This window comes from Brevibacillus sp. BD137 (genome assembly GCF_041644655.1).
Classification (GTDB): Bacteria; Bacillota; Bacilli; order Brevibacillales; family Brevibacillaceae; genus Brevibacillus; species Brevibacillus brevis_D.
The window spans coordinates 57,017-82,541 of sequence record NZ_JAOTNO010000001.1; the positions used below are offsets into that span (position 1 = coordinate 57,017).

Genomic DNA, 25,525 nt, shown 5'->3' on the forward strand with positions numbered 1-25,525 from the left:
TCCCCTATACTCTTGCTTTTATGAGTTCTTCAGCGATTTGTACTGTATTCCATGCTGCACCCTTGAGAAGATTGTCAGAAACGATCCACATATGCAGTCCACGAGGATGATGGAGATCACGACGCACCCGGCCCACGAATACTTCCAGTTTGCCTGTTGCATCAGTAGCGAGTGGATACTGCTGTTCCTCCGGCGCATCTACTAACGCGATACCCGGAGCGTCTTTCAGCAGGGCTTTTACTTCTGCCAGATCGTAATCCTGTTTCAGCTCTACATATACCGACTCGCTGTGGCCGTAGACCACTGGAATACGTACGCAAGTAGCTGAAACAAGTACAGTGTCATCACCGAAGATTTTTTTGGTTTCATTAACCATTTTCATTTCTTCATAAGTAAAACCATTGTCGGTGAACACATCAATCTGCGGAATCGCGTTGTACGCAATCTGATGATGTACAGGCAATTTGCCTACGGGAAGTACGTTACACTGCGGTTCTTTACCATCCAAAATGTCTCGACTCTGGTCGAGCAATTCATTGATCGCAGATTGACCTGCACCAGATACTGCCTGGTAAGTAGAAACGATAATTCTGTCTATACCAAAACGATCATACAGGGGTTTTAGAGCGGCAACCATCTGAATCGTAGAGCAATTCGGATTCGCAATGATTCCATTATGAGCGAGCGCAGCATCCATGTTTACTTCTGGCACAACGAGAGGAACATCTGGGTCCATCCGGAATGCGCTGGTATTGTCAATGACAACTGCTCCATGACGCACTGCGTGATGAGCCAGTTCCTTGCTGACCGATCCACCAGCACTAAACAGGGCAAAATCAACCCCTGCAAAACTGTCTGGAGTCGCCTCTTCCAGTACAATTTCTTGCCCCTTGAAGGTGACTGTTTTTCCTGCAGAACGTCCAGAAGCAAGCAGCTTAAGCTGTTTGATTGGGAAGTTGCGCTTTTCTAATAGTTGAATCATCTGCTGTCCGACTGCACCAGTCGCACCGACTACAGCAACATTGAAAGTCAGTTGGTTTGCCATCTCTTACTCTCCTCCTAATCGCGAAAAAGCAGGTTTATTGGTTTTTCTGTAGTCTTATTAGTAGTTAAATCTCTCGATGAGCAAGGGTTGCAATTGTCGACCTTCCAAAGCTGCTTCGCATGTTTCCAATAGGAGATCCATACGAGCTACAAGCGAATTCGGTTTTTTATCCGGGGCATCCTGCCCGAATGGCACGAAATACATATTCTTCGCAGCCAACAGCTTGGCAATATTGGCTGCATTTAATCCCAGACCATCATTGGTGGATATGGCAATCACAATGGGTCGCAAATTACGCATGGTCGCTTTAGCTGCCATTAGTACGGCACTATCCGTAATGGCATTCGCCAGTCGACTCGTCGTACTGCCTGTGCAAGGCGCAATCAGCATGACATCCAACAACTTGGAAGGTCCCAACGGCTCAGCCTGAGGAATCGTCGAAATAAGTTCCTCCCCTGTCAGTTCCTTGATTTGTTGCTGCCAGCTTTGCGAAGTACCGAAGCGTGTATCCGTGGTCATAATCGTATTCGATACAATCGGAACCACCCTTGCTCCAGCATCCACAAATCGCTTAATTTGCGGCATCGTTTCCTCAAAGGTACAATGCGATCCAGACAAACCAAATCCAATGGTCTTTCCCTGAAGCTTACTCATGTTGCATCCCCTCCTGGCGCTTTCCTTTGATCCGCAATCAGACGAGACAATGTTTGGGCCAAAATTTGTCCAGCGGTTTTAGGTGCAACGATTCCAGGTAAGCCGGGAGCAAGAAGAGCTTTGATACCTCGTCTTTCAGCGTAACGAAAATCTGTTCCTCCTGGCTTGGAGGCAAGATCAAGAATAAACGCCGATTGAGGCATTTGAGCAATCACTTCTGCCGTGAGTAATAATTGCGGGATGGTATTAAAAATGAAATCAGCATTCGTAACCTGTTGCCTTACTTCGCTTATATGGAAGGGAGTCAATCCCATCTCATAAATGCGTGCCAAGTGTTCTTGACGTCTTGCCCCAACTCTTACGCGGGCCCCTAACGCATGCAATGCTCGAGCCATGGACAAACCTGTTCGGCCCAATCCCAAAACAATTGACTGTGATCCATGAATCGTAATATCCGTATGCTGAATCGCCATCATTAACGCTCCCTCTACAGTAGGGATAGAGTTATAGATAGCTACGTCATCACGATCCAAGAGCTCCACGAGAGGAAGCCGTGTGGAAGCCAATAGTTTTTTCAGATAAGGCTTTGCCATTCCCGTGTAAACCACGCAATGACTCGGCAGACTTGCCACATGTTCATCTAGCAACTGCAGTTGTTTGGAGCAGAAAATACTTTCCACGTATCCTTGATCATCGGTCCCTACGATGGGTAGGATGAGGGCGTCCACGTCTTTCAACACATCGCATGTTAATGGTTTCTTCGTTGCCCCTGTAAAATTACTTTCCAGGTTGTCGAAGCCAACTAACGTGACGCTAGCATCCAGTTGTATGCATCGCTTAATGACTTCCAACTGGCGAGCGTCTCCGCCGATGAAGGCAACATGTATGCCCGTTAGCATGCTGCGTTCCCCTTTCCACACATTTTACTGCATTAAATGATCGGAACGCAAAGGTTTTCCTTTTGGAAAAGTTGACGGAAATCCATGCGGTCTACCCCCATCCTATTCCGCTCCTGCTACTTCGGTGACAGTAGCGCCTACTTTTGAGAAGCTTGTGCCTCAGGCGCTTTAAGCTGGATGATGACCATATCTGGCCCAATTTTCACGATGGAGCTCCATGGGATCACGAGGTCCTCTCGTTTCTTTCCGAACCCAAAGAAACTACCTCCTGGCAAGATGATGGATTGAATCATACCGTTTTCGGGATGGATGACTAAATCGGAATCACTGATAACCCCCATTTTCTCTCCGTTGTCCAGTCCGATAATCTCCTTCCCACCCAACTCGCTTAATCGCATGGAGAAGCCCCCTTTGTCCTTTCATTTACTGTTGATATACGCAAAAAAATCCGGGCTATGCCGGATTTTTCCCTACAACAGAATATCGTTCTTCACATTTTCAGGGAAGCCATCGAGTGGACTCACCATCGCCATAGACATCTTGGAACGGAACAGCTGCTGCGCCACAGCCAGAACAGATTCATGGGAAACGCGGTCAATTTTGGCGATGATCTCATCTAGACTAAGGTGACGGCCCAGCAAGAGTTCATTTTTGCCAAGACGACTCATACGGCTATTCGTGCTTTCCAAGCTGAGCATCAGGCTGCCTTTCAGCTGCTCTTTTCCTTTGTTCAGCTCTTTGTCCGTAATTCCATGATCAGCGACATCGCGCAGGACGCGCGAGACAATGTCAAATACCTGTCCTACTTGCTCTGGTGCCGTTCCTGTATACACGTGGAACGTACCCGCTTCTTTATAGGAAGAGTGATAGGAATAAACAGAGTATGCCAATCCGCGTTCTTCTCGAATTTCTTGGAATAGACGCGAGCTCATGCTACCACCCAGCACGTTGTTCAGCAAAATCAAGGAGTATACTTCAGGATGTCCTACCTTAAACCCAGGTAAAGACAGGCACAAATGCGCTTGCTCTGTTGCCTTATGATGCGCGATCACATTTCCAGCAAAATCTGGGGTAGACAAGGTCGGCATAATGCCTGAACGCGAGAAAGCTTGAAAGCGCTTTTGGATATCTTCAATCAAACTGTCTTCAAAATTACCCGCTACCGTAATCACCGTATTCGTTGGAAGATAGTGCTGATCAATATAAGCGAGCAAATCGTCACGCTTCAAGCTGCGCAGGACATCTTCCGTACCTAAAATCGAATAGCCTAGCGGATGTGTACTGTATGAAGCACGTGCAATCAAATCATGCACCAAATCATCCGGCGTGTCTTCATACATGCTAATCTCTTCAATGACGACGTTCTTTTCCTTTTCCAACTCATCTGCATCAAATACCGAGTTGAAATACATATCGGAAAGAACATCGAGAGCAATAGGAGCATGTTGGTCGAGCACCCTTGCGTAATAGCAGGTATACTCCTTCGAAGTAAAGGCGTTCACGTTCCCACCAATCTCATCAAAGGTTTCCGCAATTTCCTTTGCAGAACGAGTTTTTGTACCTTTAAAAAACATATGCTCGAGAAAATGGGAGATCCCGTTGTTTTTCTCGTTTTCATATTTCGAACCAGTCCCTACCCAGATGCCTAAGGCAACGGAGCGAACGGACGGAATCCGTTCCGTCACGATTCGAAGACCGTTATCACACGTATGACGTTGTATCACGTAAATCCTCCTCGGTTGTTCATCTGTCTCTACCCGAAACCTCGGGGAATTTCTTGTAAACACGTCTAACTATAGCAAACTTCCTTTGTCTCCACAATAAATGAACATGTATTTACGGTGACGGGAGTCTACGACTCGATATAACCTCCGAAACAGTCGTCGGCTGTAGCCCCTTCTTTTTGGCGATCGTCAAAAGTTGATCTAAACTCGCCTCGGAGGTAGACGTAGGGTGCATGAGCACGAGGACACCGTTCTCCATTTTCCGGCTTATTTTATTGATCACATAAGCAGGCGATGGTTTCTGCCAGTCAATTGTATCTGCCGTCCATAGAATCGTCTTCATTTGAAAAGACGAGTCCGCGATTTGTACAACGCGTTGGTTAAAAGCACCAGATGGCGGAGCAAACAGGGTAGGCTTCACTTCCAGCGTTTTAAAAATAACATCTTGCGTACGACTTATCTCTTGATGAATCCTCTGTGTTCCCAGCGTGTTCATATCGGGATGGGAATACGCATGATTACCAATCTCATGGCCACGTGCCATGATCTTTTTTGCTTCTTCGGGGTAACGTTTTACCCAAGAGCCATCCAGAAAGAACGTTGTCTTTACCTTATGTTTATCGAGTGTATTGAGCATCGAGTCGAGATACTCATTTCCCCAAGCCACGTTGATCATGAAAGATATCGCTGGTTTATTTGGATTTCCTCGATAGATGGGTTGTGCTCCCAATTGCTCAAGTGAAACCGCTGGAGGTACTTCCTTGTATACGAGCAAATCCGGGCTAAACACACCCGCAGCCAGCATTTTATTGAGCGATTCTTCTACATCGACTACACGTCCATTATAGCCGGGAATCGCCTTCCACGTCTGATCAACGACGGCATCGATCGGCTCTTCCTCTCGGCCCTCTCGCCACTTTTCAATCTGCGCCCGTAAACGCGCTTTTTCATTTTCGTTTCGATCCCCAGTCACTACGTGGACATTTTTGATCGTGTTAATGTAATGATGAATAGGCTGATAATTCAAGAGAACAATCAGCGCTGCTCCATATATAAATATGAACAAAAGTCTCCTGGTCCTATTCGTCATTAGGGCGTCGCCCTCCTCTATCGATCGTACGAGTCTCTCTTGTCCAATGTATGAGAGGATGGGACGACTTAGACATACGAAACGGGAGTATTCTGGCATAGAAAAGAAAAAAGCTTCCGTACACGAATTTCTTCGAGTGACGAAGCCTTTTGTTTTTCTTTATTCTGCTTTTGTTGGTGTTTCAGCAGCTTGTTCCGCAGCAGCTTGTTCTTTCAAAACTGCTTTGCGTGAGAGATTCACACGACCTTGGTCGTCGATCTCGGTCACTTTCACTTGTACTTTATCACCAACTGCGACAACATCTTCTGTTTTGGCTACACGCTCTTCTGCCAGTTGAGAGATGTGGCACAAGCCCTCTTTACCTGCGAACAACTCGATAAACGCACCGTACTTCTCTACACGTTTTACTGTTCCCAGGTACACCTGACCAACAGCTACTTCACGAACCAGATCTTCAATGATTTGTTTCGCGCGCAGATTCGCTTCGTGGTTGATGGATGCGATGAAGACACGTCCATCTTGTTCGATGTCGATTTTTACGCCGGTTTCTTCGATAATCTTATTAATGACACGACCTTGTGGACCGATTACATCGCGAATTTTCTCCGGATTGATCGTCATGGTCATGATTTTTGGTGCATAAGGAGACAGTTCTTTACGTGGTTCGGAAATCGTGCTCATCATATGGTTCAGAATGTGCAAACGACCTACACGCGCCTGTTCCAAAGCCAACTCTAAAATCTCACGGTTGATACCGGAAATTTTGATGTCCATTTGGATAGCTGTTACACCAGCCTCTGTACCCGCTACTTTGAAATCCATATCTCCCAAATGATCTTCCATACCTTGAATATCAGTCAGGATCGAGAAAGATTTCTCATCTTTGCTCATGATCAAGCCCATCGCAATACCTGCTACTGGTGCTTTGATCGGTACACCTGCATCCATCAAGGCGAGTACGCTCGCGCAAATCGACGCTTGGGATGTGGAACCGTTGGATTCAATTACTTCTGATACGAGACGAATGGTGTAAGGGAACTCAACCTCAGATGGAATAATCGGCTCGATTGCACGCTCACCCAACGCACCATGTCCGATTTCACGACGACCCGGAGGACGCAACGGACGTGCTTCACCCACGCTATACGGCGGGAAGTTGTAGTGGTGCATAAAGCGCTTCGATTCTTCCAGACCGAGTCCATCGAGAATTTGAACATCTCCCAGCGCGCCCAATGTACAAACGCTCAGTGCTTGCGTCTGACCGCGGGTAAACATAGCAGAGCCATGTGTACGGGAAAGAATGGTTGTCTCACTGGACAGCGGACGGATTTCGTTCAGAGCTCGTCCATCAGGGCGAACTTTCTCGTCAGTAATCAGACGGCGAACCTCGTCCTTGACAATATTGCCAAGTACTTCGCTAATCATCTTTTCCTGCTCTGGATATGCCTCAGCATCCTTGGCTGCAAAATGCTCTTTGGTTTCTGCCTTGATATCGTCAATGGCATCGTAGCGTGCTTGTTTTTCCTCGATGCGAACAGCTTCTTTCAAGCGAGCTTCCGCATATGCACGTACAGCTTGATCGATTTCAGGATCAACCTCATGCAAGATGACTTCCATCTTTTGCTTGCCAATTTCGGACACGATCATGTTCTGGAATTCTACCAGTTGCTTAATCACGTCATGACCAGCCATGATCGCTTCGAGCATGATTGCTTCCGGTACTTGGTTCGCAGCTGCTTCCACCATGTTAATCGCTTTATGCGTACCTGCGACAGTCAGGTGAATATCGCTTTTCTCTGCTTGAGCTACTGTAGGGTTAATGACGAACTCTCCGTCAATTCGTCCTACGATTACTCCTGCAATCGGACCTTCAAAAGGAATCTCCGAGACGCATAGCGCTGCGGAAGTACCGATCATCGCAGCGATTTCAGGTGAGCAGTCTTGATCCACAGACAGAACAGTATTTACGATTTGTACATCGTTACGGAATCCTTCTGCAAAAAGAGGGCGGACAGGGCGGTCAATCAAGCGGCTGGCCAAAATCGCCTTTTCGCTTGGGCGTCCTTCTCTTTTAATAAAGCCGCCAGGAATTTTCCCAACCGCGTAGAGACGCTCCTCATAGTTGACAGTCAATGGAAAGAAATCAAGTGGTTTTGGTTCCTTCGAGACTGTAACTGCGGACAGGATTGCTGTATCGCCGTAACGAACCAAGACCGAACCATGCGCCTGTTTAGCCATTTTGCCAAATTCCAGGGTCAGTTTTCGGCCTGCCAGTTCGAAGTCATATGTACGGTATTGTTGCTCCATGATGCTAGCAGTCCTCCTTCACAACAATGTGCGTTTACACACTTTGTTTTCTACCTATATGTATTATTTCCTGCCAAGATAAAAATTAAATGGCTACCTTTGGCAGTCTTTCTAGATAATAAAAAAAGCTTCTTTTGAAGCTAATTGAAACTAACAGATACGGCACAAGCCTTTTACTCGTTTCGGATGGGCTTAGCGCATTTCTACGCTAAGCCCTCCTACACGATAGAAAAAGCGGGTAGAACCCGCTTTTTACAAGACGCTGATTAGCGGCGCAGACCCAGACGGTCTACAACCGAACGATAGCGTTGAACATCTGCTTCACGCAGGTATGTCAACAGGTTACGACGTTGACCAACCATTTTCAAGAGACCACGACGGCTGTGGTGATCTTTCTTGTGCGTACGCAAGTGTCCGTTCAGATTGTTAATGTTTTCGGTCAAGATAGCGATTTGCACTTCCGGTGAACCGGTGTCGTTCTCATGAGTACGGAACTCTTGAATCAGTTGAGTTTTACGTTCTTGAGTCAATGCCATCATGACTCACCTCCTCATTTTTTATACCGTTCGCCGAGTCTGCCGTCGGTGAGAATCGGACAGCCAAGCTACGGTTATCTGTACAACGTTTTGAATTATAGCATACCATTTTGTGAAAAGCAAAGAGAATCCTTTACGAGATTCCTTCCGCGAATTTTTGCTTCGCCGTTTGAACATCTCGTCCTATTTGCGCGATGAGTGCATCGACTCCAGCAAATTTCTGTTCTTCTCGGATGTAGAACAAGAACTCTACCTCTACTTCTTTGTCATAGATTTCACCAGAGAACTCAAAAATGTGCACTTCTAGTGACTTTTCTTTTTTCTCCAGTTCGAATGTTGGCTTGATCCCAACGTTCATGACGCCATAGTAGCTTTGTTCATCCACGGTAAAGCGAACGCCGTAGACCCCATTCTTTCCGATCAAGTAAGGCTGATTCACTTGAACGTTCGCTGTAGGAAAGCCAATGGTTCGACCGCGTTTGTCACCATGCACGACTGTTCCGCGCACTTTGTAGGAGCGACCTAGCAAATGGCGAACCTGCTCGACATCCCCATGATGGAGGTATTCACGGATGATTGTACTGCTCACTTTTTCACCCAAGCGATTTACCGGACCCACGATGTCGAGTCCATAGCGACCTTTGCTCATTTCTTGCAAGGTATGGGCAGTCCCCATCCCGCGATAACCAAAGGTGTAGTCGAAACCAACGACAATATGGCGGCATTCCAATGGAAGAAGGCACTCTGTGATGAAATCTTCTGGATAAATAGCGGCAAAGCTAATGTCGAACTTCATCACATATGTAGTGTCTACGCCCATCTTTTCGAACTGCTCGAGCTTGTCTGCAAGTGGTGTCAAATAGCGGGTATAACCGCTTTGCCCCAATACTTCACGTGGATGCGGATCAAAGGTCACTACCGTACTTTGCCATCCGTTTGCTTTCGCTGTATCAATCGCCTTTTGGATTACACGGCGATGCCCAATATGTACACCATCAAAGTATCCCAGTGCAATCGCACAAGGATTCGCTTGCAGATCAGACGGAAACGGGTATGTTAGGTAGATCGTTTTCACGGATTACACCTCGGCTGGAAAGACTTTTTCTGGTTTGGCGAAAAGTCCTTTGTCTCCACAGCATACACGATGAATGCCAAGTAAATCTTCCCCCGCAAACAAGCAAATCAAACTTCCTTCCTCCGCAGTGACGCCCGGAAGTGCAGTCGCAAGTCCATTCCGTACTGCTTTGATCCGTTCTGGCTTGACCTGAAACGATGGTAAGAATGAGATTGCCTGGGGGATGGAGACCAAGTGACGGGAAATATCTTCCCCGCTTGCTGCCTGTTCCTCGATTTGCTGGAGGGGGATTGCCTCTTGCTCCTGGAACGGGCCACTTTTAATTCGCCGCAACAGCTTCATATGGGCAGGATAACCCAGAGCGCGTCCGAGGTCAACACATAAGGTACGCATGTATGTGCCTTTGGAGCACGTGCACGTAAATGCCACATCGACAGTGTCCCCATCCACGCTAATCTTATGAAGCGTCAGCTCATAGAGCGTCACTTTCCGTGCCTGCCGCTCGATCACCGTGCCTTCACGAGCCAGGTCGTACAGCCGCTTGCCGTTTACCTTTACCGCAGAGAACATCGGAGGTACCTGCTCCATTTCACCCAAAAAGGATTCGAACAGCGCTTGAATACGCTCCGTCGTAATCGATGCTGCATCTACTCCAGCTTGCTCCACCACTTCTCCAGAAGCATCTTCCGTTGTGGTCGTAGAGCCTAGGCGCATGACTACATCATAACGCTTAGGCAGCTCTTGCAAATATTCAACCAGCCTCGTTGCGTGTCCCACACAAATGGGGAGTACACCCGTCACATCTGGATCAAGTGTACCCGTATGCCCCACTTTTTTCGTTCCATACAATCGACGAATACGTGCTACACAATCATGGGAAGTCATTCCAGCTGGCTTGTCGATAACCAGCACGCCGTTCACGTTACTCATCGAATTTCACTCCTACTGCATCATCCAGCACAATCCATACTTTTTTCTGTACTTCTAAAAGTGGTCCTTTGATCGTACATCCTGCTGCTTTTGCGTGTCCACCGCCACCGAGTTGCTTCGCAATGACAGCTACGTCAACCCGATCGCGAGCACGCATGCTCACCTTGACCACTCCTGGTTCCGCTTCCACAAAAGAAACGCCTACCTCGACTCCCTCAATGTTGCGGCAGTAATTCACCAATCCACCGGCATCTTCCCGCTCTGCACCCAGTTCGGCAAAATCTGCGGTTGAAACAGTGATAGAGGCAACCAGATTTTGATGGGATAGTTGCAAGGTTTGCAGAGCGCGTCGCAGTACTTTCACATGGGCAAAAGTAATTTCCTCCAGACACCGTTCTGCTACGTCTCCTGGCTTCACACCGTAACCAAGTAATTGGGCAGCGATTTCCATGACGCGCGGTGATGTATTGGAATAGCGGAAACCACCTGTATCTGTCAGAAGGCCGGTATAGATGCACAGCGCAAGCTCTTCGTCGAAAGAAACCCCTGCTGCTTCTGCAACATCAAACAAAATTTCTGCTGTTGCGGCTGCATCCGGACGAATCAGATTGACCGTTCCAAAATGATCGTTGGTCGGGTGGTGATCGATATTCAGCAAAGCAGCGCCAGACGCAAATAAAGACCGTACATCGCCCATCCGCGACTCATCCGCGCAGTCTACAGCGATTACGGCCCCGAACGTCTCGTTCAGTGGTTGTTTGCGCAGGTTATAAAGACGGTCAAACCGCGGCAAGAAGTTAAACTTGATCGGTGTTTCCCCTTCGTTTACAACCACATACTCTTTTCCCAATTGCTCCAGCATGAGCACGACTCCCAAAGCAGATCCTGTAGCATCTCCGTCAGGACTTACATGAGAAAGAACCAGGAAGCGGTCGTGCTCCTGCATAAACCGCGCCGCTTCCTGTACTGCTACTTGATTAGGATTCATCCTGTTTCTCTCCCTCTGTGGAGATTTCCCGCAGGATTGATTCAATTTTGCTGCCGTAGTCAATGGACTCGTCCAGCTTGAATACAAAATCAGGAATGTGACGCAGCTTTACGCGTTTCCCGATCTCCGTACGCAAATAACCTTTTGCTTTTGTCAAACCAGCAAGAGAAGCTTTACGCTCTTCCTCACTGCCAAAAATGCTGACATAAACCTTCGCCAATTGCAGGTCACTGCTTACCTCTACATCTGTTACTGTTACAAAACCGACACGAGGATCTTTGAGTCCACGCTGCAATACGAGGCTCAGCTCTTTTTTGATTTCTTCGCCTACGCGGCTAATCCGTGTTTTATTCATCGATTTTTCACCTCCGCTGACTGTTCATTAATCGTAGTATTCCGTATCCACACGAATCAACTCTACATCTGGATGGTTCTCTACAAATCGAACGACAGTCTGCATTTCTTGTTGTAAAAAAGAGATCTCATTAGCAACGGCAGCGATACCCAACACGGTACGCTGCCATTGCTCGAGATAAGCCACCTCTGCTGCGGAGACGTTAAATCGGCTCCGCAGCTTGCCGATCAGACTTTTGACGATGGCTCGTTTTTCTTTCAGGTTTTGGCTAGCGGGCAGAAACAGTTCAATCTGCACACCTGCTATCATTATTGTTTCACTTCAACCATGACGAATGCTTCGACTACGTCGCCGATTTTGAGGTCATTGAAGCGTTCCAAAGTCAGACCGCACTCATAGCCTGCTGCAACGTCTTTCGCATCATCTTTGAAGCGCTTGAGGGTATCAAGCTTACCTTCATAAATCACAATGCCTTCACGGATCAAACGTGCACCAGCATCGCGGCTCAATTTACCTTCAGTCACATAGCAACCTGCAATGTTTCCGACTTTGGATACTTTGAACACTTCACGAATCTCAGCTTGGCCGATAATGTTTTCTTTGAAGACTGGATCAAGCATCCCTTTGAGAGCAGACTCGATCTCTTCGATTACAGTGTAGATGACACGGTGCAGGCGAATGTCGATCTTCTCTTGTTCAGCCATGCTGCGTGCATTCGGTTCAGGACGCACGTTGAAGCCAATGATGATCGCATTCGATGCATTTGCCAACGTAACATCAGATTCCGTAATCGCCCCAGCACCTGTATGAATGATTTTCACACGTGTACCGTTGACATCGATTTTTTCCAAAGAACCGCGCAGAGCTTCTACAGAACCTTGTACGTCACCTTTTACAATCAGGTTCAGCTCTTTGATGTCGCCTTCTTGAATGTGCTGGAACAAGTCATCCAAAGAAACGCGGGAGCTTTCACGACGCTCGGATTCACGCTGCTTGGATGCACGTGCTTCCCCGATTGCGCGCGCCTTTTTCTCGTCTTCAAAGACACGGAATTGGTCACCAGCTTGTGGTACATCATTCAGACCAGTGATTTCTACTGGTGTAGATGGACCCGCTTCCTTCAGACGACGTCCTTTGTCGTTCACCATTGCACGTACACGTCCGAATGCGGAACCTACTACAATCGGGTCACCAACGCGCAGGGTACCTTGTTGTACCAGAATGGTTGCAACTGGACCGCGTCCCTTGTCAAGCTCAGCTTCTACAACGGTACCGCGAGCGCGCTTGTCTGGGTTTGCTTTCAGTTCTTGAACCTCGGATACGAGCAAGATGTACTCGAGCAGTTCTTCGATACCTGTACGCTGTTTAGCGGACAATGGGGAGAAAATCGTCTCGCCGCCCCACTCTTCGGCAACCAGTTCGTACTCGGTCAGTTCTTGTTTGATACGATCCATATTGGCTTCTGGTTTATCAATCTTGTTTACCGCTACGATGATAGGAACATTTGCTGCTTTTGCATGGCTGATTGCCTCTACGGTTTGCGGCATAACACCATCATCTGCTGCAACTACCAGAATGGTAATGTCTGTAATTTGAGCACCACGAGCACGCATAGTTGTGAAGGCCGCGTGACCTGGAGTATCCAGGAAAGTAATTTTCTTTCCTTTGATCTCGACTTGGTAGGCACCAATGTGCTGGGTAATTCCACCTGCTTCTCCTGCTACCACGTTGGTAGAGCGGATCGCATCGAGCAATGTTGTTTTCCCGTGGTCAACGTGACCCATGATCGTAACAACTGGCGGGCGCTCCATCAGGCTTTCTGGTGCATCTACTTCTTCCAATGTTTCGAAGTTGGTTTCATCAATGATGATTTTTTCTTCGACTTCAATGCCATAATCTGCGCAAATGAGTTCGATGGCTTCACGGTCAAGGTACTGGTTAATCGTTGCCATGATTCCCAAATTAAACAGCTTTTTGATGACTTCTGCTGGTTCTTTGCGTAGTTTTACAGCCAATTCGTTTACGGTCAAAGACTCCGTAAAGGTAATTTTTGTAGGTGGGTCAAAAACTGGACGTGGAGCTTTTTGACCACCACGATTGTTATTGCCACGGCGATTATTTTGGTTATAGCGGTTATTACCACCGCCACGGAAAGGCTGACTCTTCTTGTTATCTTCAAAAGTCTTTTGAGTCTGTGGACCTTTTTTGATTTTCTCACGTTTTTCTGTACCAACATTGGATGGAAGATTTACTTTATCTTCAAATTCTTGTCCCTCTGTTTGATTAGCAACAGGTTGTTGTGCAGGACGCTGTTGGTTTTGTGGTCGTTGCTGATTGTTCTGTGGTCTTTGTTGTCCTTGACCCTGTGGTCGTTGTTGTCCTTGACCCTGTGGTCTTTGTTGTCCTTGGCCTTGTGGTCTTTGTTGTCCTTGGCCTTGTGGCTTACGGTCATTCGGCTTTGCGGGTTGACTTCTCATATTGTTTGGTTTTCTCTCCTGATTCTTCCCCTGATTTTTTCCATGCTGAGGACTTTGCTGATCGGAATTGGCACTCGCACTGTTGTTAGCTGGACGATTGATGTTTGATGTGCTTCCTCCACGATCGCTGTTTGGTCTGTCATTTCTAACCGTTTGAGTTTGCCCCGCTTGTTGCTGGGGCTTGTTCAGTTGTCCTCTGGAGTCGTTGGGGCGTTGTTGATCTTCCGTTTGCTTGGGTCTTGCATCACTTGGCGTATTACGCTGCTCCGGTTTGGCACCAGAACGCAATTTGGCCATGTGATCCTCGATCCGCTTGATCGTCCCTTCTTCCATGATACTCATATGATTTGCTACTTCTATATTCAATCGTTTTAGCAAATTGAGGATTTCCTTACTGCTCATGTTGTGCTGTTTGGCATACTCATACACACGTGTCTTCAAATATACTTCACCCTTTCTAAGTTAGGTGAGCAGACGCTGAATGCTTTCGGCCAATTTCCCATCGGTTACCGCCACGGTAACGCGCCCATCTTTTCCGATTGCGTGTCCCAATGAATGTCGGTCGCCAGTGGTTACACATGAGACACCGTAATAGGAACATTTATCCTTTACTTTCTTGGCGGTATTGTCTGATGCATCTGATGCGAGCAATACCAGGCGAGCCTGCCCATTACGAACAGCAGTAATGACCAGCCCCTCCCCACTAACGATCTTTCTCGCACGCATCGCTAATCCGAGTAATTGTGCTGCTTTTGGGGTCATTTTCCCACCATCTCCAGCCATTTCTCACGGAAAGCATCATACTTTTCTTGGGAGATGGACATATTGAGGGCACGTTCCAGCACTTTTTTCCATTTTCCCGATGCGAACGCATCCGGCTTCAGACAGCTTTCCTGCCGACACACATAGGTACCGCGTCCCGCCGCCCTTCCAGTAAGATCAATGACGATCTCTTCTTCTGGCGTCCGGACAACGCGGATTAATTCCTTTTTCGGAAACATTCCTTGGCAAACAATGCACTTACGCAACGGGATCTTTTTTTGCTTCATGATTATTCGTTGTCCGTCCCTTCATCGCTCTCTACTTCTTTTGGATAAGCGATGCCTTCTTGGTCGGCTTGGGACTCGCTCTTGATATCGATCTTCCAGCCAGTCAGCTTGGCTGCCAGGCGTGCGTTTTGACCGCGCTTACCAATCGCCAGAGACAATTGATAATCAGGAACGATCACACGTGTAACCTTCTCCGCTACGTTAACCTCTACATGCAGCACTTTTGCTGGGCTGAGTGCATTGGCTACGTACTCGGCCGGATCTTCAGACCAACGAACAATGTCGATCTTTTCGCCTTTCAGCTCTGTAACGATCGTTTGGACGCGCATGCCCTTTGGACCGACACAAGCCCCTACTGGATCAACATCTGCGTTGATGGAATGCACAGCGATCTTTGAGCGATCACCCGCTTCACGTGCAACAGATTTGATTTCAACCACACCGTCATATATTTCTGGCACTTCTAATTCGAAGAGACGCTTCAAAAGCCCCGGGTGAGTACGGGAAACGACGATTTGCGGTCCTTTAGTGGTTTTCTCTACTTTGATGATGTATGCCTTCACACGATCTTGTGATTTAAAATCTTCGGATGGCATTTTTTCGGTGATCGGCATAACGGCTTCCGCCTTACCCAGATCAATGTAATAATTGCGAGCGTCCATACGCTGAACGACGCCTGTTACGATATCGTCTTCACGCTCGATAAACTCGCTGTAGATCAAACCGCGCTCCGCTTCGCGAATGCGCTGCGTAACCACTTGCTTCGCTGTCTGAGCAGCAATACGACCGAAATCACGAGGCGTTACCTCGATTTCGACGATGTCCTCCAGACGGAAGTTAGGATCGATTTCTTGTGCTGCTTCTTGAGAGATCTCTAGGCGCGGATCTAAAACCTCTTCGACTACGCTCTTCCGCGCATATACACGCACCATACCTGAATGACGATTTACATCCACCCGCACATTTTGGGCCGAGTTGAAGTTACGTTTGTATCCAGAGATAAGAGCCGCTTCGATGGCCTCAATCAGTACGTCTTTGGTGATGCCTTTCTCTCTCTCAATGGCTTCTAAAGCCTCGATAAAATCGCCGTTCATGACTTTCGTTGCCTCCTCCTTTACTAACCACGGGCTAACACAGACCGCGACAACTAAAAAATAATTGCCATTCTAGCCGTGTCAATTTGCTCTTGGGAAATTACATACGTTTTCTTTGCTTCTTTAACTGTCAGCTTGCCATCCTCATAGGATACCAGTTCGCCTTCGAACGTGGTTGCACCTTCTATTGGCTCTTTTGTTGTGATATGCACATTTCTGCCGACAGCTTTCGTGAAATCCTTATCCTTGCGTAATGGGCGCTCAGCACCCGGCGAAGATACTTCTAAAAAGTATGCCGTAGGGATGGGATCTACTTCGTCAAGTTTTTCGCTCAGCTTCTCGCTGACAAGGCGGCAGTCATCAATGTCGATGTTGCCAGTTTCATTGTCGATAAACACGCGCAGAAACCAGTTGCTGCCTTCCTTTTTGTACTCGATGTCAACTAGCTCCAGGCCCACTTCTTCAACAATGGGCGTGATGAGTTCAGTGACGATGCCTGTTACCTTGCTCAAGCAAGTACCTCCTTCTCATTTGAACCATGAGGTGTAGCCAGAAAGAAAGAGTGGGTTTCCCCACTCTCGATCAGCCATGCGTATAAAACCAGTATTTCCAAAAAAATTATAGCATAACAGCCCTTCGCTGACAACCTTTGGATGACTGTAAGCCTTGACTGCACGCCTTAGAACAAGGATAGCTGGTTGGATTCTGGCAATCCTTGCAAAGCACCTTGCTCGTCCAAGAACTCCAAAATAGTCTTGGAGATGCGGGATCGGGATAGGAGGTCCTCCTTGGACAAAAACTCCCCTTGCTCTCTCGCTTGCACGATACTGATCGCTGCGTTCGTCCCTAAACCAGGCAGGGCGTTGAATGGAGCGATGAGAGAATCACCTTCGATCAAGAAGCGAGTAGCGTCCGATTTGTACAAATCAACATTGACAAAGCGGAAGCCCCGCTCTATCATTTCCAACGCCATCTCCAAAACAGTCAGCAATGCCTTTTCTTTTGGCTGTGCATCATGTCCCTTGCCCTCGATCTCTTCAATCTTTTGCTTGATTGCCGCTGAGCCTTTGACCATCAGTGGGATGTCAAAGTCATCCGCACGAACTGTGAAGTACGTCGCGTAAAACTCCAGAGGTCGATGAACCTTGAAATAGGCGATCCGTACAGCCATCATGACGTAGGCAGTCGCATGCGCCTTCGGGAACATGTACTTGATCCGTTGGCACGACTGTATATACCATTCTGGCACATTGTTATTGCGCATTTCTTCCTGATCATCCTCAGGAACCCCTTTACCTTTACGCACGGACTCCATGATCTTAAAGGCACGAGATGGCTCTAGCCCTTTATAGATCAAATACACCATGATATCGTCACGACAACCAATTACGTCTGGCAGCTTGCAAGTACCATTGCGGATCAAGTCCTGCGCATTGTTCAACCAAACGTCCGTACCGTGAGAGAGTCCAGAAATCTGAACGAGCTCGGCAAACGTAGTCGGTTTAGTGTCCTCTAGCATCTGTCGTACGAATTTGGTTCCGAACTCTGGAATCCCCAATGTTCCCATGTTCGTACCGATTTGCTCCGGTGAGACCCCCAAGGCTTCCGTCGAACTGAAGATGGACATTGTCTTTTTATCATCCAGTGGAATCGTCTTCGGGTCCATTCCTGTCAAGTCTTGCAGCATACGAATGACGGTTGGATCGTCGTGTCCCAGAATATCGAGTTTTAGCAAGTTGTCATGGATGGAGTGGAAGTCAAAATGGGTTGTGCGCCATTCAGACTCATTATCATCAGCCGGGAACTGAATCGGACAAAAGTCTTCGATTTCCATGTAGTCAGGAACTACGATAATACCGCCCGGATGCTGCCCTGTCGTCCTTTTTACACCTGTGCAGCCGTTGACGATTCGGGATATCTCCGCATTGCGCAACGTCATGCCTCGTTCGTCGGCATACTTGCGCACGTAGCCATACGCTGTTTTTTCCGCAACCGTACCAATCGTTCCTGCACGATATACGTAGTCGGCTCCGAACAGCTCTTGTGTGTACTTGTGTGCACGCGGCTGATAATCCCCAGAGAAGTTCAAGTCAATATCCGGTACCTTGTCTCCTTTAAAGCCGAGGAACGTCTCGAACGGGATGTCCTGTCCATCCTTGGCAAACATGGTTCCACATTGTGTACATGCTTTATCCTCCAAGTCAAAGCCAGAGGCGATTGAACCATCTGTAATAAACTCGCTGTGCTTGCAATTTGGGCAGCGATAATGAGGAGGCAATGGGTTTACCTCTGTAATCTCAGACATCGTTGCAACAAAAGACGAGCCTACAGATCCACGTGAACCTACCAGATAACCATCATTCAACGATTTCGTTACCAAACGCTGCGAAATCAAATAAATCACACCGAAACCGTGCTTGATGATACTGTTCAATTCTTTTTCCAAGCGATGCTCGACCAGTTCGGGCAAGGGGTCACCATACAACAACCTTGCTTTGTCATAACACATTTGACGTAGCTCATCGTCCGCCCCTTCAATGATCGGCGTGTACAGCTTGTCTGGAATCGGACTGATATCCTCAATCATATCCGCGATGGCATTTGTGTTCGTCACGACAATTTCTTTTGCGATCTCTTCTCCCAAAAAGGAGAACGCCTCCAGCATCTCATCCGTTGTATGAAAGTACAGCGGCGGCTGATTGCCAGCGGTTGGATCCCCTTTTGACAGTAAGAAAACATCGCGGAAGATCTCATCCTGGGGATTCAGGAAGTGCACATCCCCTGTAGCTACGACCAGCTTACCAAGCTCTTTTCCCATTTGGACGATCTTTTCATGGTAGCCTTTCATCGTCTCCAGCGAAGGAATTTCTTCATTACGCAACAGTGGTGAGTAATGGGCGATCGGCTGTACTTCTATAAAGTCGTAAAAAGCCGCAACTTCCTTCAGTTCTTCAGGTGACTTACCACGGAGAATCGATTGCATGAGTTCTCCGTCTTTGCAGGCCGTACCAATTAACAAGCCTTCGCGGTATTTGGTCAGCTGGCTTCGCTGAATTCGTGGCCAACGGAAGAATGTTTCCACATGGGAGCGACTTACGAGCTTGTACAGGTTTTTGAGGCCCTCTTTATTTTGTACGAGAATGGTCGCATGGAATGGGCGTCCGCTTTTATAGTCGGCCTCTTCGTTACTTTTTTCATTCAGCTCTGCTAGCGATTTGATTTCCGCTTCTTTTATGTCCTTCAACATTTGCTGGAACACGTGAGCCAAGGCTACGGTATCGTCCAACGCACGGTGGGCATTGATGAGCTCGACGTTGAACTTTTTCGCTAGTGACCCCAATCGATAATTGCGCATGCCTTTGTACATCAAGCGCGCCAAAGGTAGCGTATCTAAAAATGGATTGGTCCATGGCTCCATGCCAATCCGTTTGGCGCAGGCGTTAATAAACGCTTTGTCAAACTCTGCATTATGTGCGACCAGAATGGCGTCACCAGTAAAATCCTTGAACTTGCGGAGAACCACATCAAGTGTCTCTTGCCCGCGGAGCATTTCGTTGGTAATCCCCGTAATCTCGGTTGTCTTTGGCCCAATTTGCAATTGCGGGTCAATCAGCTCCGTCCATTGGTCGATAATTTCTGCGCCTTTCATTTTGACAGCAGCGATCTCGATGATGGTATGCTCTGACGCGTTTAAACCCGTCGTCTCCGTATCAAACACGACGTATTCCGTATGTTCATCAATGGAAAGATTATTGTCTGCTTGCAGGTTGTAGACGATGTCGATACCATCCTCGACTACGTACGCTTCCATACCGAGAATGCATTTGATGTTGTTCTTTTTGGCGATGGAATACGCCTCTGGAAAAGCCTGTACGACACCATGGTCTGTGACAGCAATGGCTTTATGACCCCACTTGGCTGCCGTCGAGATCAGTGATTTTACAGATGCAACAGCATCTAGTGCACTCATTGGCGTATGGCAATGAAGCTCGACACGTTTTTCTTCCGCTTGATCTTTCCGAATAACCTGCTCAATCTGATTCAAATCATTGGCATTCATAACGAGATCACGTACAAATGTGTCATGCTGTACACTTCCCCGCACTTTCACCCACATGCCGTCTTTCAGCAATTCGAGCATTTTCACATCTTCTTTATCGCGAGAGAACATCTTCACCGTGAGAGAATCCGTATAGTCAGAAATGTTGAACGTGAGCAAATGACGCCCACTACGGAGCTCTTTTACCTCTACGTTAAACACGGTTCCTTGGATGACAATACGGCGTTCCTCATCTTGAATCTCGCAAATCGGGATCGGCGCATCTTTGATTTCATAACCCATCATGAGCGTAGTGACAGCCTCAGCTTTATCAGACGATTTGCCCTCTTGTTGGACAGCCGTCATCACAACTTCGACGAGAGCACGTTCTTCTTCTTTACGTTGCTCCTCGAAGGCTTTATACGCGTCATCGCTTTCTTCCCCATGGAAAGAAAAACGCATCGAACAATCCGTAGCTTTCTGGAAAGCAGCCAAAAGCTCATTATCCGCTCGTTTTCGCTTGGCAACCTCAACGGACATCTCCGTTGGCAAGTACACCTTGACTTCCTGTTGGTCGACTTGTTTACGCGCTTGACGCATCGTAACTGCCAAGGAGTTCAGCGTTGGCTCTAGCCCAGCCAGCAAGACATCCCAATACTCTTCAACTACGTGATCGAGAGAGGGCTTTTGGTGATAGCGAAATCGAGTATCCACTTTGGCCAGATGTGAAAATGTATGCGTTAATCGCTTGGTAAAAGCAGCATAAACATCCGCTGGTATCATTCTCGGGAGGGCAAAGTGAAAAACCCATTCTTTGTTTTGCTTATACAGCTCTAGCTTTTCAATCTGAGCATCAAGAAAAAATCGCTCCACCCATTCGTCAGGAACTTCCATTTGCTTGACCAATAGGGAGAAGCGATGTTTTTGCTCTTGTAAACGGTCCACGTTTTTCCCACCTTCCCCATAAGTGAGCGTTCAAACAAGAAAAAGAGGCACTCCCCTTTAATCTAGGGGAGTACCCCGTAAAAATTCGACAAAATCCTTCTTATTCCTGCATGCAACTAGTTCCCGAACAACGCAGCTCCGGTTTGGTCAACACGAGATAGGATACCTTTCACTTCATCGACCAATTGATCCAGCTTCACATCATGTGTTTCACCGTTTTTGCGGATACGCACTTCCACTGTTCCTTCTTGTGCCGCTTTATCGGAAACCGTAATACGCAGAGGCAATCCGATCAAATCGGCGTCTTTAAACTTCACACCAGCGCGCTCCGGACGATCATCAAACAATACTTCGATGCCAGCCTTACGCAGTGCTTCTGTAATTTGTTCACTAACTTGACGTTGCTCTTCTACTTTAACATTGACCGGAATCACATGCACATGGAAAGGTGCAACAGACACTGGCCAAATGATACCATTTTCATCATTGTTCTGCTCGATCACTGCCGCAATTGTACGAGATACACCGATTCCGTAGCAACCCATGATCATCGGTTGACTGCGTCCGTTTTCATCCAAGTACGTAGCACCCATCGCTGTAGAGTATTTTGTACCCAGCTTGAATACGTGACCGACTTCAACACCACGTGCGAACTTGATAACACCACCTGTACGAGGGCACTCGTCACCTTCAGTAATGTTGCGCAAATCAGCGTACTTCGAAACCGTGAAATCACGGCCAGCAACTACGTGAGTCAGATGATAGTCGGTTTCATTGGCACCGACAACACCATCATAAACATCTTGAACAAAATTATCCGCGATGATATCCACTTTTTCAGGATCAATGCCAACTGGGCCAACAAATCCTGCAGGCGCTCCTGTTACTGAAACGATATCCGCTTCAGAAGCCAGTCCAACGATCGTCGCATCATACAAGTTTTTCAGCTTCACTTCATTGATCTCATGATCACCGCGCACCAGAACCATAACCAACTTGTCGTCAACGCGATAAATGAGACTCTTGATGATTTGCTTTGCTTCGATTTGCAGTGCTTGTACCAATTGATCGATCGTTTTAATGCCAGGTGTATGCAATTTTTCTCGTGCTGGCGCTTCTGTTGCTGGCTTCGCAGATGGCTTGTACACGACTTCTGCCTTTTCCAAGTTGGCCGCAAAATCGCCTTCTTCAGAATAAGCAATCGTGTCTTCCCCAATGTCGCACAACGCCATGAATTCGTAAGTGCCTTTTCCGCCGATTGCACCTGCATCCGCTTCTACTGCACGGAAGTTCAAGCCTACTCGGGTAAAGATGTTTGTGTACGCATCGTACATCGCCTGGAAGTTGCGATCCAGACCTTCTTGTGACGTATCAAAAGAGTAAGCATCCTTCATAATAAACTCGCGGCAACGAATCAAACCGAAGCGTGGACGCACTTCATCACGGAACTTGGTTTGAATTTGATAAAGGTTGATCGGGAGTTTTTTGTAAGAGTTAATCTCATCACGCACGAGACTCGTAATGACTTCTTCATGGGTTGGACCCAAGGCAAAAGGACGATCATGACGATCACGCAGGCGAACGAGCTCGGGACCGTATACATCCCAGCGACCAGTTTGATGCCACAGCTCAGCTGGTTGCATCGCTGGCATCAACAGCTCTTGTCCCCCAGCATTATTCATTTCTTCACGCACAATTGCTTGGATTTTGTGCAGGGAACGGAGCGCCAGGGGCAGGTACGTATAAATACCGGAAGCCAGTTGGCGGGCCATACCAGCGCGAAGCAGCAGCTTGTGGCTGGCAATCTCCGCGTCGGATGGCACTTCCCGCAGGGTAGGGATCAACATTTGACTTTGCTTCAACACGTGCGTGTCCTCCTTATGCCTTATCAGCAATCAACGTGCATTATCCTACAGTTGTAGGTTTTTGCTCGTTTACTATTTCGTTAATTTCTTTCATCAGTTCTTCAAACAACTCGGTTTCTTTTACTTTCCGAACAATTTCACCATTACGGAAAATCAAGCCCTCGCCATTTCCGCCGGCAACGCCGACATCTGCTTCACGCGCTTCACCAGGGCCATTTACCGCGCAGCCCATTACCGCTACTTTTAACGGTACTTTCAGCGTGGAAACGGCATCCTCGACTTTGGTTGCCAAGCCGATCAGGTCAATTGCGCATCGACCGCAAGATGGGCATGCAATCACCACTGGATCGTTGTTCACGATATCCAAGCTGCGAAGGATTTGTTTCGCTACTTTAATTTCTTCAACAGGATCAGCCGTCAGAGATACGCGAATCGTGTCACCGATGCCCATCGACAAAACCGTTCCGATTCCAACTGAAGACTTAATGCTACCAGAGAACTGTGTACCTGCTTCTGTTACACCTACGTGCAGCGGATAGTTGCGTTTCTGTGCCATCAACGAATAGGTTTGGATCATCGTTGGAACATCGGAAGACTTCAAGGAAATGACAATGTTGTCGTAGTTCAAGTCTTCTAAAATTTGCACGTGGTCCATCGCGCTTTCTACGATTGCTTCCGGAGAAGGGTAACCGTATTTATCCAATAGTCTTTTCTCAACAGAACCGGAGTTGACCCCGATACGGATCGGAACATTGCGCTCACGGCACGCTTCCACTACGCGTTGCGTTTTTTCTTTCGAACCGATGTTTCCTGGGTTGATCCGAATTTTATCAATCCCGCTCTCCAGTGCAATCAATGCCAGCTTGTGGTCGAAGTGAATGTCGGCAACAAGCGGCAATGGGGAGCGTTCTTTAATTTTTTTGATGGCACGTGCTGCATCTTCATTGATGACGGCCAAGCGAACAATTTGGCAACCGACATCGTGCAGTCTCTGAATTTCCGCCAGAGTTTTTTCTACATCACGTGTGTCTGCTGTCGTCATCGACTGGATGACTACGCTTTTTTGGCCCCCGATTTGCACTCCACCTACAAAAACCGGTTTCGTCTCCTCGCGCTTGAACATTTTGCACCATCCTTTTACGTATGTCTGTTTTTCTTTCTATCGTGTTAGTACGTGATTAGGAGAACAATCGTTGCAGGTCATTCCAAGTCACTACCAAAATCAGTAACATCAAAAAAGCAAAGCCCAAGAAATGAACCATTCCTTCTTTATGCGGGTCAACAGGTCGACCGCGCAGCGCCTCTACTCCCAAGAATGCGAGACGTCCGCCATCCAAGGCTGGCAGTGGCAACAGATTGAACAAACCAAGGTTAATGCTCAATACAGCAGCCCATTTCAACAGAATCGCCATACCTTGTTGGGCAACCTCTCCAGTCATCTTGAAAATACCGACTGGACCACTCAAGTCCTTCAATCCGTATTCCCCGGTTACGAGCATTCCCAAGCTTTTCAGGATCATCACCGTAAACTCGTACGTGGAAGTTGCACCGTATTTGAGAACTTCTCCTGGGGCAAACGTGGTTGCATTAGTTACCATGATTTTACCCACGTTGTTCTCGTCTTTCCCTACTTTAACTGGCACAGTCATACGCTGGCCATTGCGCTCGTACTCAAATGTTAATTGTTGGTCCGGCGCTTTGCTAATCTTCTCTACAACGTCTTTCCATGAGGTTACAGGCTGACCTTGAATCGCGATCACCTTATCACCTGGCAATAATCCAGCTTGAGCAGCAGGTCCATCGGGGATCACATTCCCCAGATAACTGCCATTCGGCACGCCGTACAAGAAGCCGATCACGATAAACAAGACAAATGCCAGCAAAAAGTTGGCTGCAGGTCCTGCAAAAATCGCCCAAAAACGTTGTGAAACTGTCTTGCCTTTGAACTGCCTGTTCAGAGGGGCAATCTGTACTTCTTGTCCATCCTTGACCAGCTGAGCCTGTGGATGAACAGCAAACGTCTTCTGCTCTCCGTCCAGTTCCAGTACGATATTTAAATTTTGCTCCAAATCGAATTGTACCACCGTACCAGTAATCGCACGAGCAGAACCAGAACTTGGCCCATCGAGCAAAATATGTGTGACCTTTCCTAACGCATCCCGCTCCACAGTAACTTCCATGTGCGGTTTTAACATATCCATCTCCGGGTCTTCTCCCGCCATACGAACGAGACCACCGATGGGTAACAGGCGTAAGGTGTATTCCGTTTCTCCCCGCTTCACGCGAAAAATTTTTGGCCCCATTCCCAGTGCAAATTCACGACATAAGATTCCTGCCTTCTTGGCCAGAAGGAAGTGTCCTAGTTCGTGCACAAAGACAAGTACCCCAAATACAACGACAATCGCGAGAATTGATTCAACGGAATCCAGGTTGGGCAAAGGCAAGTGAACAGC

Annotated in this window: 22 protein-coding genes; all 22 read right to left on the minus strand. The window is 47.6% G+C overall.

All coding sequences use genetic code 11. The features are described from left to right. Window positions 1–4 precede the first annotated feature (4 nt). Entirely contained in the window at window positions 5–1,045 is a 1,041-nt protein-coding gene (locus ODZ53_RS00255) for an aspartate-semialdehyde dehydrogenase (RefSeq protein WP_015891701.1), read from the minus strand. Window positions 1,046–1,102: 57 nt separating this feature from the next. Beyond that, window positions 1,103–1,699: a dipicolinate synthase subunit B gene (locus ODZ53_RS00260; protein WP_007719213.1), complete on the minus strand. Its 597-nt coding sequence runs from the start codon at window positions 1,697–1,699 to the stop codon at window positions 1,103–1,105. After that, complete coding sequence (dpsA, locus tag ODZ53_RS00265; protein WP_015891702.1) at window positions 1,696–2,598, minus strand: dipicolinate synthase subunit DpsA; 903 nt, start codon at window positions 2,596–2,598, stop codon at window positions 1,696–1,698. Before dpsA ends, ODZ53_RS00260 begins: the two co-directional genes overlap by 4 nt. Window positions 2,599–2,735: 137 nt before the next feature. Then, complete coding sequence (locus ODZ53_RS00270; protein ID WP_372675531.1) at window positions 2,736–2,996, minus strand: YlmC/YmxH family sporulation protein; 261 nt, start codon at window positions 2,994–2,996, stop codon at window positions 2,736–2,738. A gap of 72 nt (window positions 2,997–3,068) precedes the next feature. Further along, window positions 3,069–4,322: a M16 family metallopeptidase gene (locus tag ODZ53_RS00275; RefSeq protein WP_015891704.1), complete on the minus strand. Its 1,254-nt coding sequence runs from the start codon at window positions 4,320–4,322 to the stop codon at window positions 3,069–3,071. A gap of 112 nt (window positions 4,323–4,434) precedes the next feature. Continuing rightward, the gene (locus tag ODZ53_RS00280) at window positions 4,435–5,412 is read right to left on the minus strand and encodes a polysaccharide deacetylase family protein (protein ID WP_372675532.1); all 978 of its coding nucleotides are present in this window, start codon (window positions 5,410–5,412) and stop codon (window positions 4,435–4,437) included. A 159-nt stretch (window positions 5,413–5,571) separates the two neighbouring features. Further along, window positions 5,572–7,719 carry a polyribonucleotide nucleotidyltransferase gene (gene pnp, locus ODZ53_RS00285; RefSeq protein WP_015891706.1) on the minus strand — a complete coding sequence of 716 codons (2,148 nt, stop codon included), beginning with the start codon at window positions 7,717–7,719 and terminating at the stop codon, window positions 5,572–5,574. Between the two features lie 266 nt (window positions 7,720–7,985). Continuing rightward, window positions 7,986–8,255: a 30S ribosomal protein S15 gene (gene rpsO / locus ODZ53_RS00290; RefSeq protein WP_015891708.1), complete on the minus strand. Its 270-nt coding sequence runs from the start codon at window positions 8,253–8,255 to the stop codon at window positions 7,986–7,988. 133 nt (window positions 8,256–8,388) lie between these two features. After that, on the minus strand, window positions 8,389–9,330 hold the full coding sequence (locus tag ODZ53_RS00295; RefSeq protein WP_015891709.1) for a bifunctional riboflavin kinase/FAD synthetase: 942 nt from the start codon (window positions 9,328–9,330) through the stop codon (window positions 8,389–8,391). A 3-nt stretch (window positions 9,331–9,333) separates the two neighbouring features. Beyond that, on the minus strand, window positions 9,334–10,260 hold the full coding sequence (gene truB / locus ODZ53_RS00300; RefSeq protein ID WP_372675533.1) for a tRNA pseudouridine(55) synthase TruB: 927 nt from the start codon (window positions 10,258–10,260) through the stop codon (window positions 9,334–9,336). Then, entirely contained in the window at window positions 10,253–11,248 is a 996-nt protein-coding gene (locus ODZ53_RS00305) for a DHH family phosphoesterase (protein WP_372675534.1), read from the minus strand. The genes truB and ODZ53_RS00305 overlap by 8 nt, the downstream gene beginning before the upstream one ends. Next, window positions 11,238–11,603 carry a 30S ribosome-binding factor RbfA gene (gene rbfA / locus ODZ53_RS00310; protein WP_199928454.1) on the minus strand — a complete coding sequence of 122 codons (366 nt, stop codon included), beginning with the start codon at window positions 11,601–11,603 and terminating at the stop codon, window positions 11,238–11,240. Before rbfA ends, ODZ53_RS00305 begins: the two co-directional genes overlap by 11 nt. Before the next feature lie 27 nt (window positions 11,604–11,630). Then, entirely contained in the window at window positions 11,631–11,912 is a 282-nt protein-coding gene (locus ODZ53_RS00315) for a DUF503 domain-containing protein (protein WP_007719228.1), read from the minus strand. Next, complete coding sequence (gene infB / locus ODZ53_RS00320) at window positions 11,912–14,521, minus strand: translation initiation factor IF-2 (protein WP_199928453.1); 2,610 nt, start codon at window positions 14,519–14,521, stop codon at window positions 11,912–11,914. Before infB ends, ODZ53_RS00315 begins: the two co-directional genes overlap by 1 nt. A gap of 21 nt (window positions 14,522–14,542) precedes the next feature. Next, window positions 14,543–14,842: a YlxQ family RNA-binding protein gene (locus tag ODZ53_RS00325; RefSeq protein WP_015891713.1), complete on the minus strand. Its 300-nt coding sequence runs from the start codon at window positions 14,840–14,842 to the stop codon at window positions 14,543–14,545. Beyond that, window positions 14,839–15,129: an RNase P modulator RnpM gene (rnpM, locus tag ODZ53_RS00330; RefSeq protein ID WP_015891714.1), complete on the minus strand. Its 291-nt coding sequence runs from the start codon at window positions 15,127–15,129 to the stop codon at window positions 14,839–14,841. The genes ODZ53_RS00325 and rnpM overlap by 4 nt, the downstream gene beginning before the upstream one ends. Window positions 15,130–15,131: 2 nt before the next feature. Next, window positions 15,132–16,223 carry a transcription termination factor NusA gene (gene nusA, locus ODZ53_RS00335; RefSeq protein ID WP_015891715.1) on the minus strand — a complete coding sequence of 364 codons (1,092 nt, stop codon included), beginning with the start codon at window positions 16,221–16,223 and terminating at the stop codon, window positions 15,132–15,134. A gap of 53 nt (window positions 16,224–16,276) precedes the next feature. Further along, window positions 16,277–16,735, minus strand: a complete 459-nt coding sequence (rimP, locus tag ODZ53_RS00340) for a ribosome maturation factor RimP (RefSeq protein WP_015891716.1) — start codon at window positions 16,733–16,735, stop codon at window positions 16,277–16,279. Between the two features lie 167 nt (window positions 16,736–16,902). Continuing rightward, the gene (locus ODZ53_RS00345) at window positions 16,903–21,207 is read right to left on the minus strand and encodes a PolC-type DNA polymerase III (protein ID WP_372675535.1); all 4,305 of its coding nucleotides are present in this window, start codon (window positions 21,205–21,207) and stop codon (window positions 16,903–16,905) included. A gap of 116 nt (window positions 21,208–21,323) precedes the next feature. Next, on the minus strand, window positions 21,324–23,069 hold the full coding sequence (locus ODZ53_RS00350) for a proline--tRNA ligase (RefSeq protein ID WP_142496899.1): 1,746 nt from the start codon (window positions 23,067–23,069) through the stop codon (window positions 21,324–21,326). Between the two features lie 43 nt (window positions 23,070–23,112). Next, window positions 23,113–24,195 (minus strand): flavodoxin-dependent (E)-4-hydroxy-3-methylbut-2-enyl-diphosphate synthase, encoded by a 1,083-nt coding sequence (ispG, locus tag ODZ53_RS00355; RefSeq protein WP_015891719.1) that lies wholly within the window; start codon window positions 24,193–24,195, stop codon window positions 23,113–23,115. Window positions 24,196–24,250: 55 nt separating this feature from the next. After that, complete coding sequence (gene rseP / locus ODZ53_RS00360; RefSeq protein ID WP_372675536.1) at window positions 24,251–25,516, minus strand: RIP metalloprotease RseP; 1,266 nt, start codon at window positions 25,514–25,516, stop codon at window positions 24,251–24,253. Window positions 25,517–25,525 lie beyond the last annotated feature (9 nt).

Coding starts and splice junctions, on each gene's coding strand:
- ODZ53_RS00255 (WP_015891701.1), bottom strand. CDS start 1,045: ATGGCAAACCAACTGACTTTCAATGTTGCTGTAGTCGGTGCGACTGGT.
- ODZ53_RS00260 (WP_007719213.1), bottom strand. CDS start 1,699: ATGAGTAAGCTTCAGGGAAAGACCATTGGATTTGGTTTGTCTGGATCG.
- dpsA (WP_015891702.1), bottom strand. CDS start 2,598: ATGCTAACGGGCATACATGTTGCCTTCATCGGCGGAGACGCTCGCCAG.
- ODZ53_RS00270 (WP_372675531.1), bottom strand. CDS start 2,996: ATGCGATTAAGCGAGTTGGGTGGGAAGGAGATTATCGGACTGGACAAC.
- ODZ53_RS00280 (WP_372675532.1), bottom strand. CDS start 5,412: ATGACGAATAGGACCAGGAGACTTTTGTTCATATTTATATATGGAGCA.
- pnp (WP_015891706.1), bottom strand. CDS start 7,719: ATGGAGCAACAATACCGTACATATGACTTCGAACTGGCAGGCCGAAAA.
- rpsO (WP_015891708.1), bottom strand. CDS start 8,255: ATGGCATTGACTCAAGAACGTAAAACTCAACTGATTCAAGAGTTCCGT.
- truB (WP_372675533.1), bottom strand. CDS start 10,260: ATGAGTAACGTGAACGGCGTGCTGGTTATCGACAAGCCAGCTGGAATG.
- ODZ53_RS00305 (WP_372675534.1), bottom strand. CDS start 11,248: ATGAATCCTAATCAAGTAGCAGTACAGGAAGCGGCGCGGTTTATGCAG.
- rbfA (WP_199928454.1), bottom strand. CDS start 11,603: ATGAATAAAACACGGATTAGCCGCGTAGGCGAAGAAATCAAAAAAGAG.
- ODZ53_RS00315 (WP_007719228.1), bottom strand. CDS start 11,912: ATGATAGCAGGTGTGCAGATTGAACTGTTTCTGCCCGCTAGCCAAAAC.
- ODZ53_RS00325 (WP_015891713.1), bottom strand. CDS start 14,842: ATGACCCCAAAAGCAGCACAATTACTCGGATTAGCGATGCGTGCGAGA.
- rnpM (WP_015891714.1), bottom strand. CDS start 15,129: ATGAAGCAAAAAAAGATCCCGTTGCGTAAGTGCATTGTTTGCCAAGGA.
- nusA (WP_015891715.1), bottom strand. CDS start 16,223: ATGAACGGCGATTTTATCGAGGCTTTAGAAGCCATTGAGAGAGAGAAA.
- ispG (WP_015891719.1), bottom strand. CDS start 24,195: ATGTTCAAGCGCGAGGAGACGAAACCGGTTTTTGTAGGTGGAGTGCAA.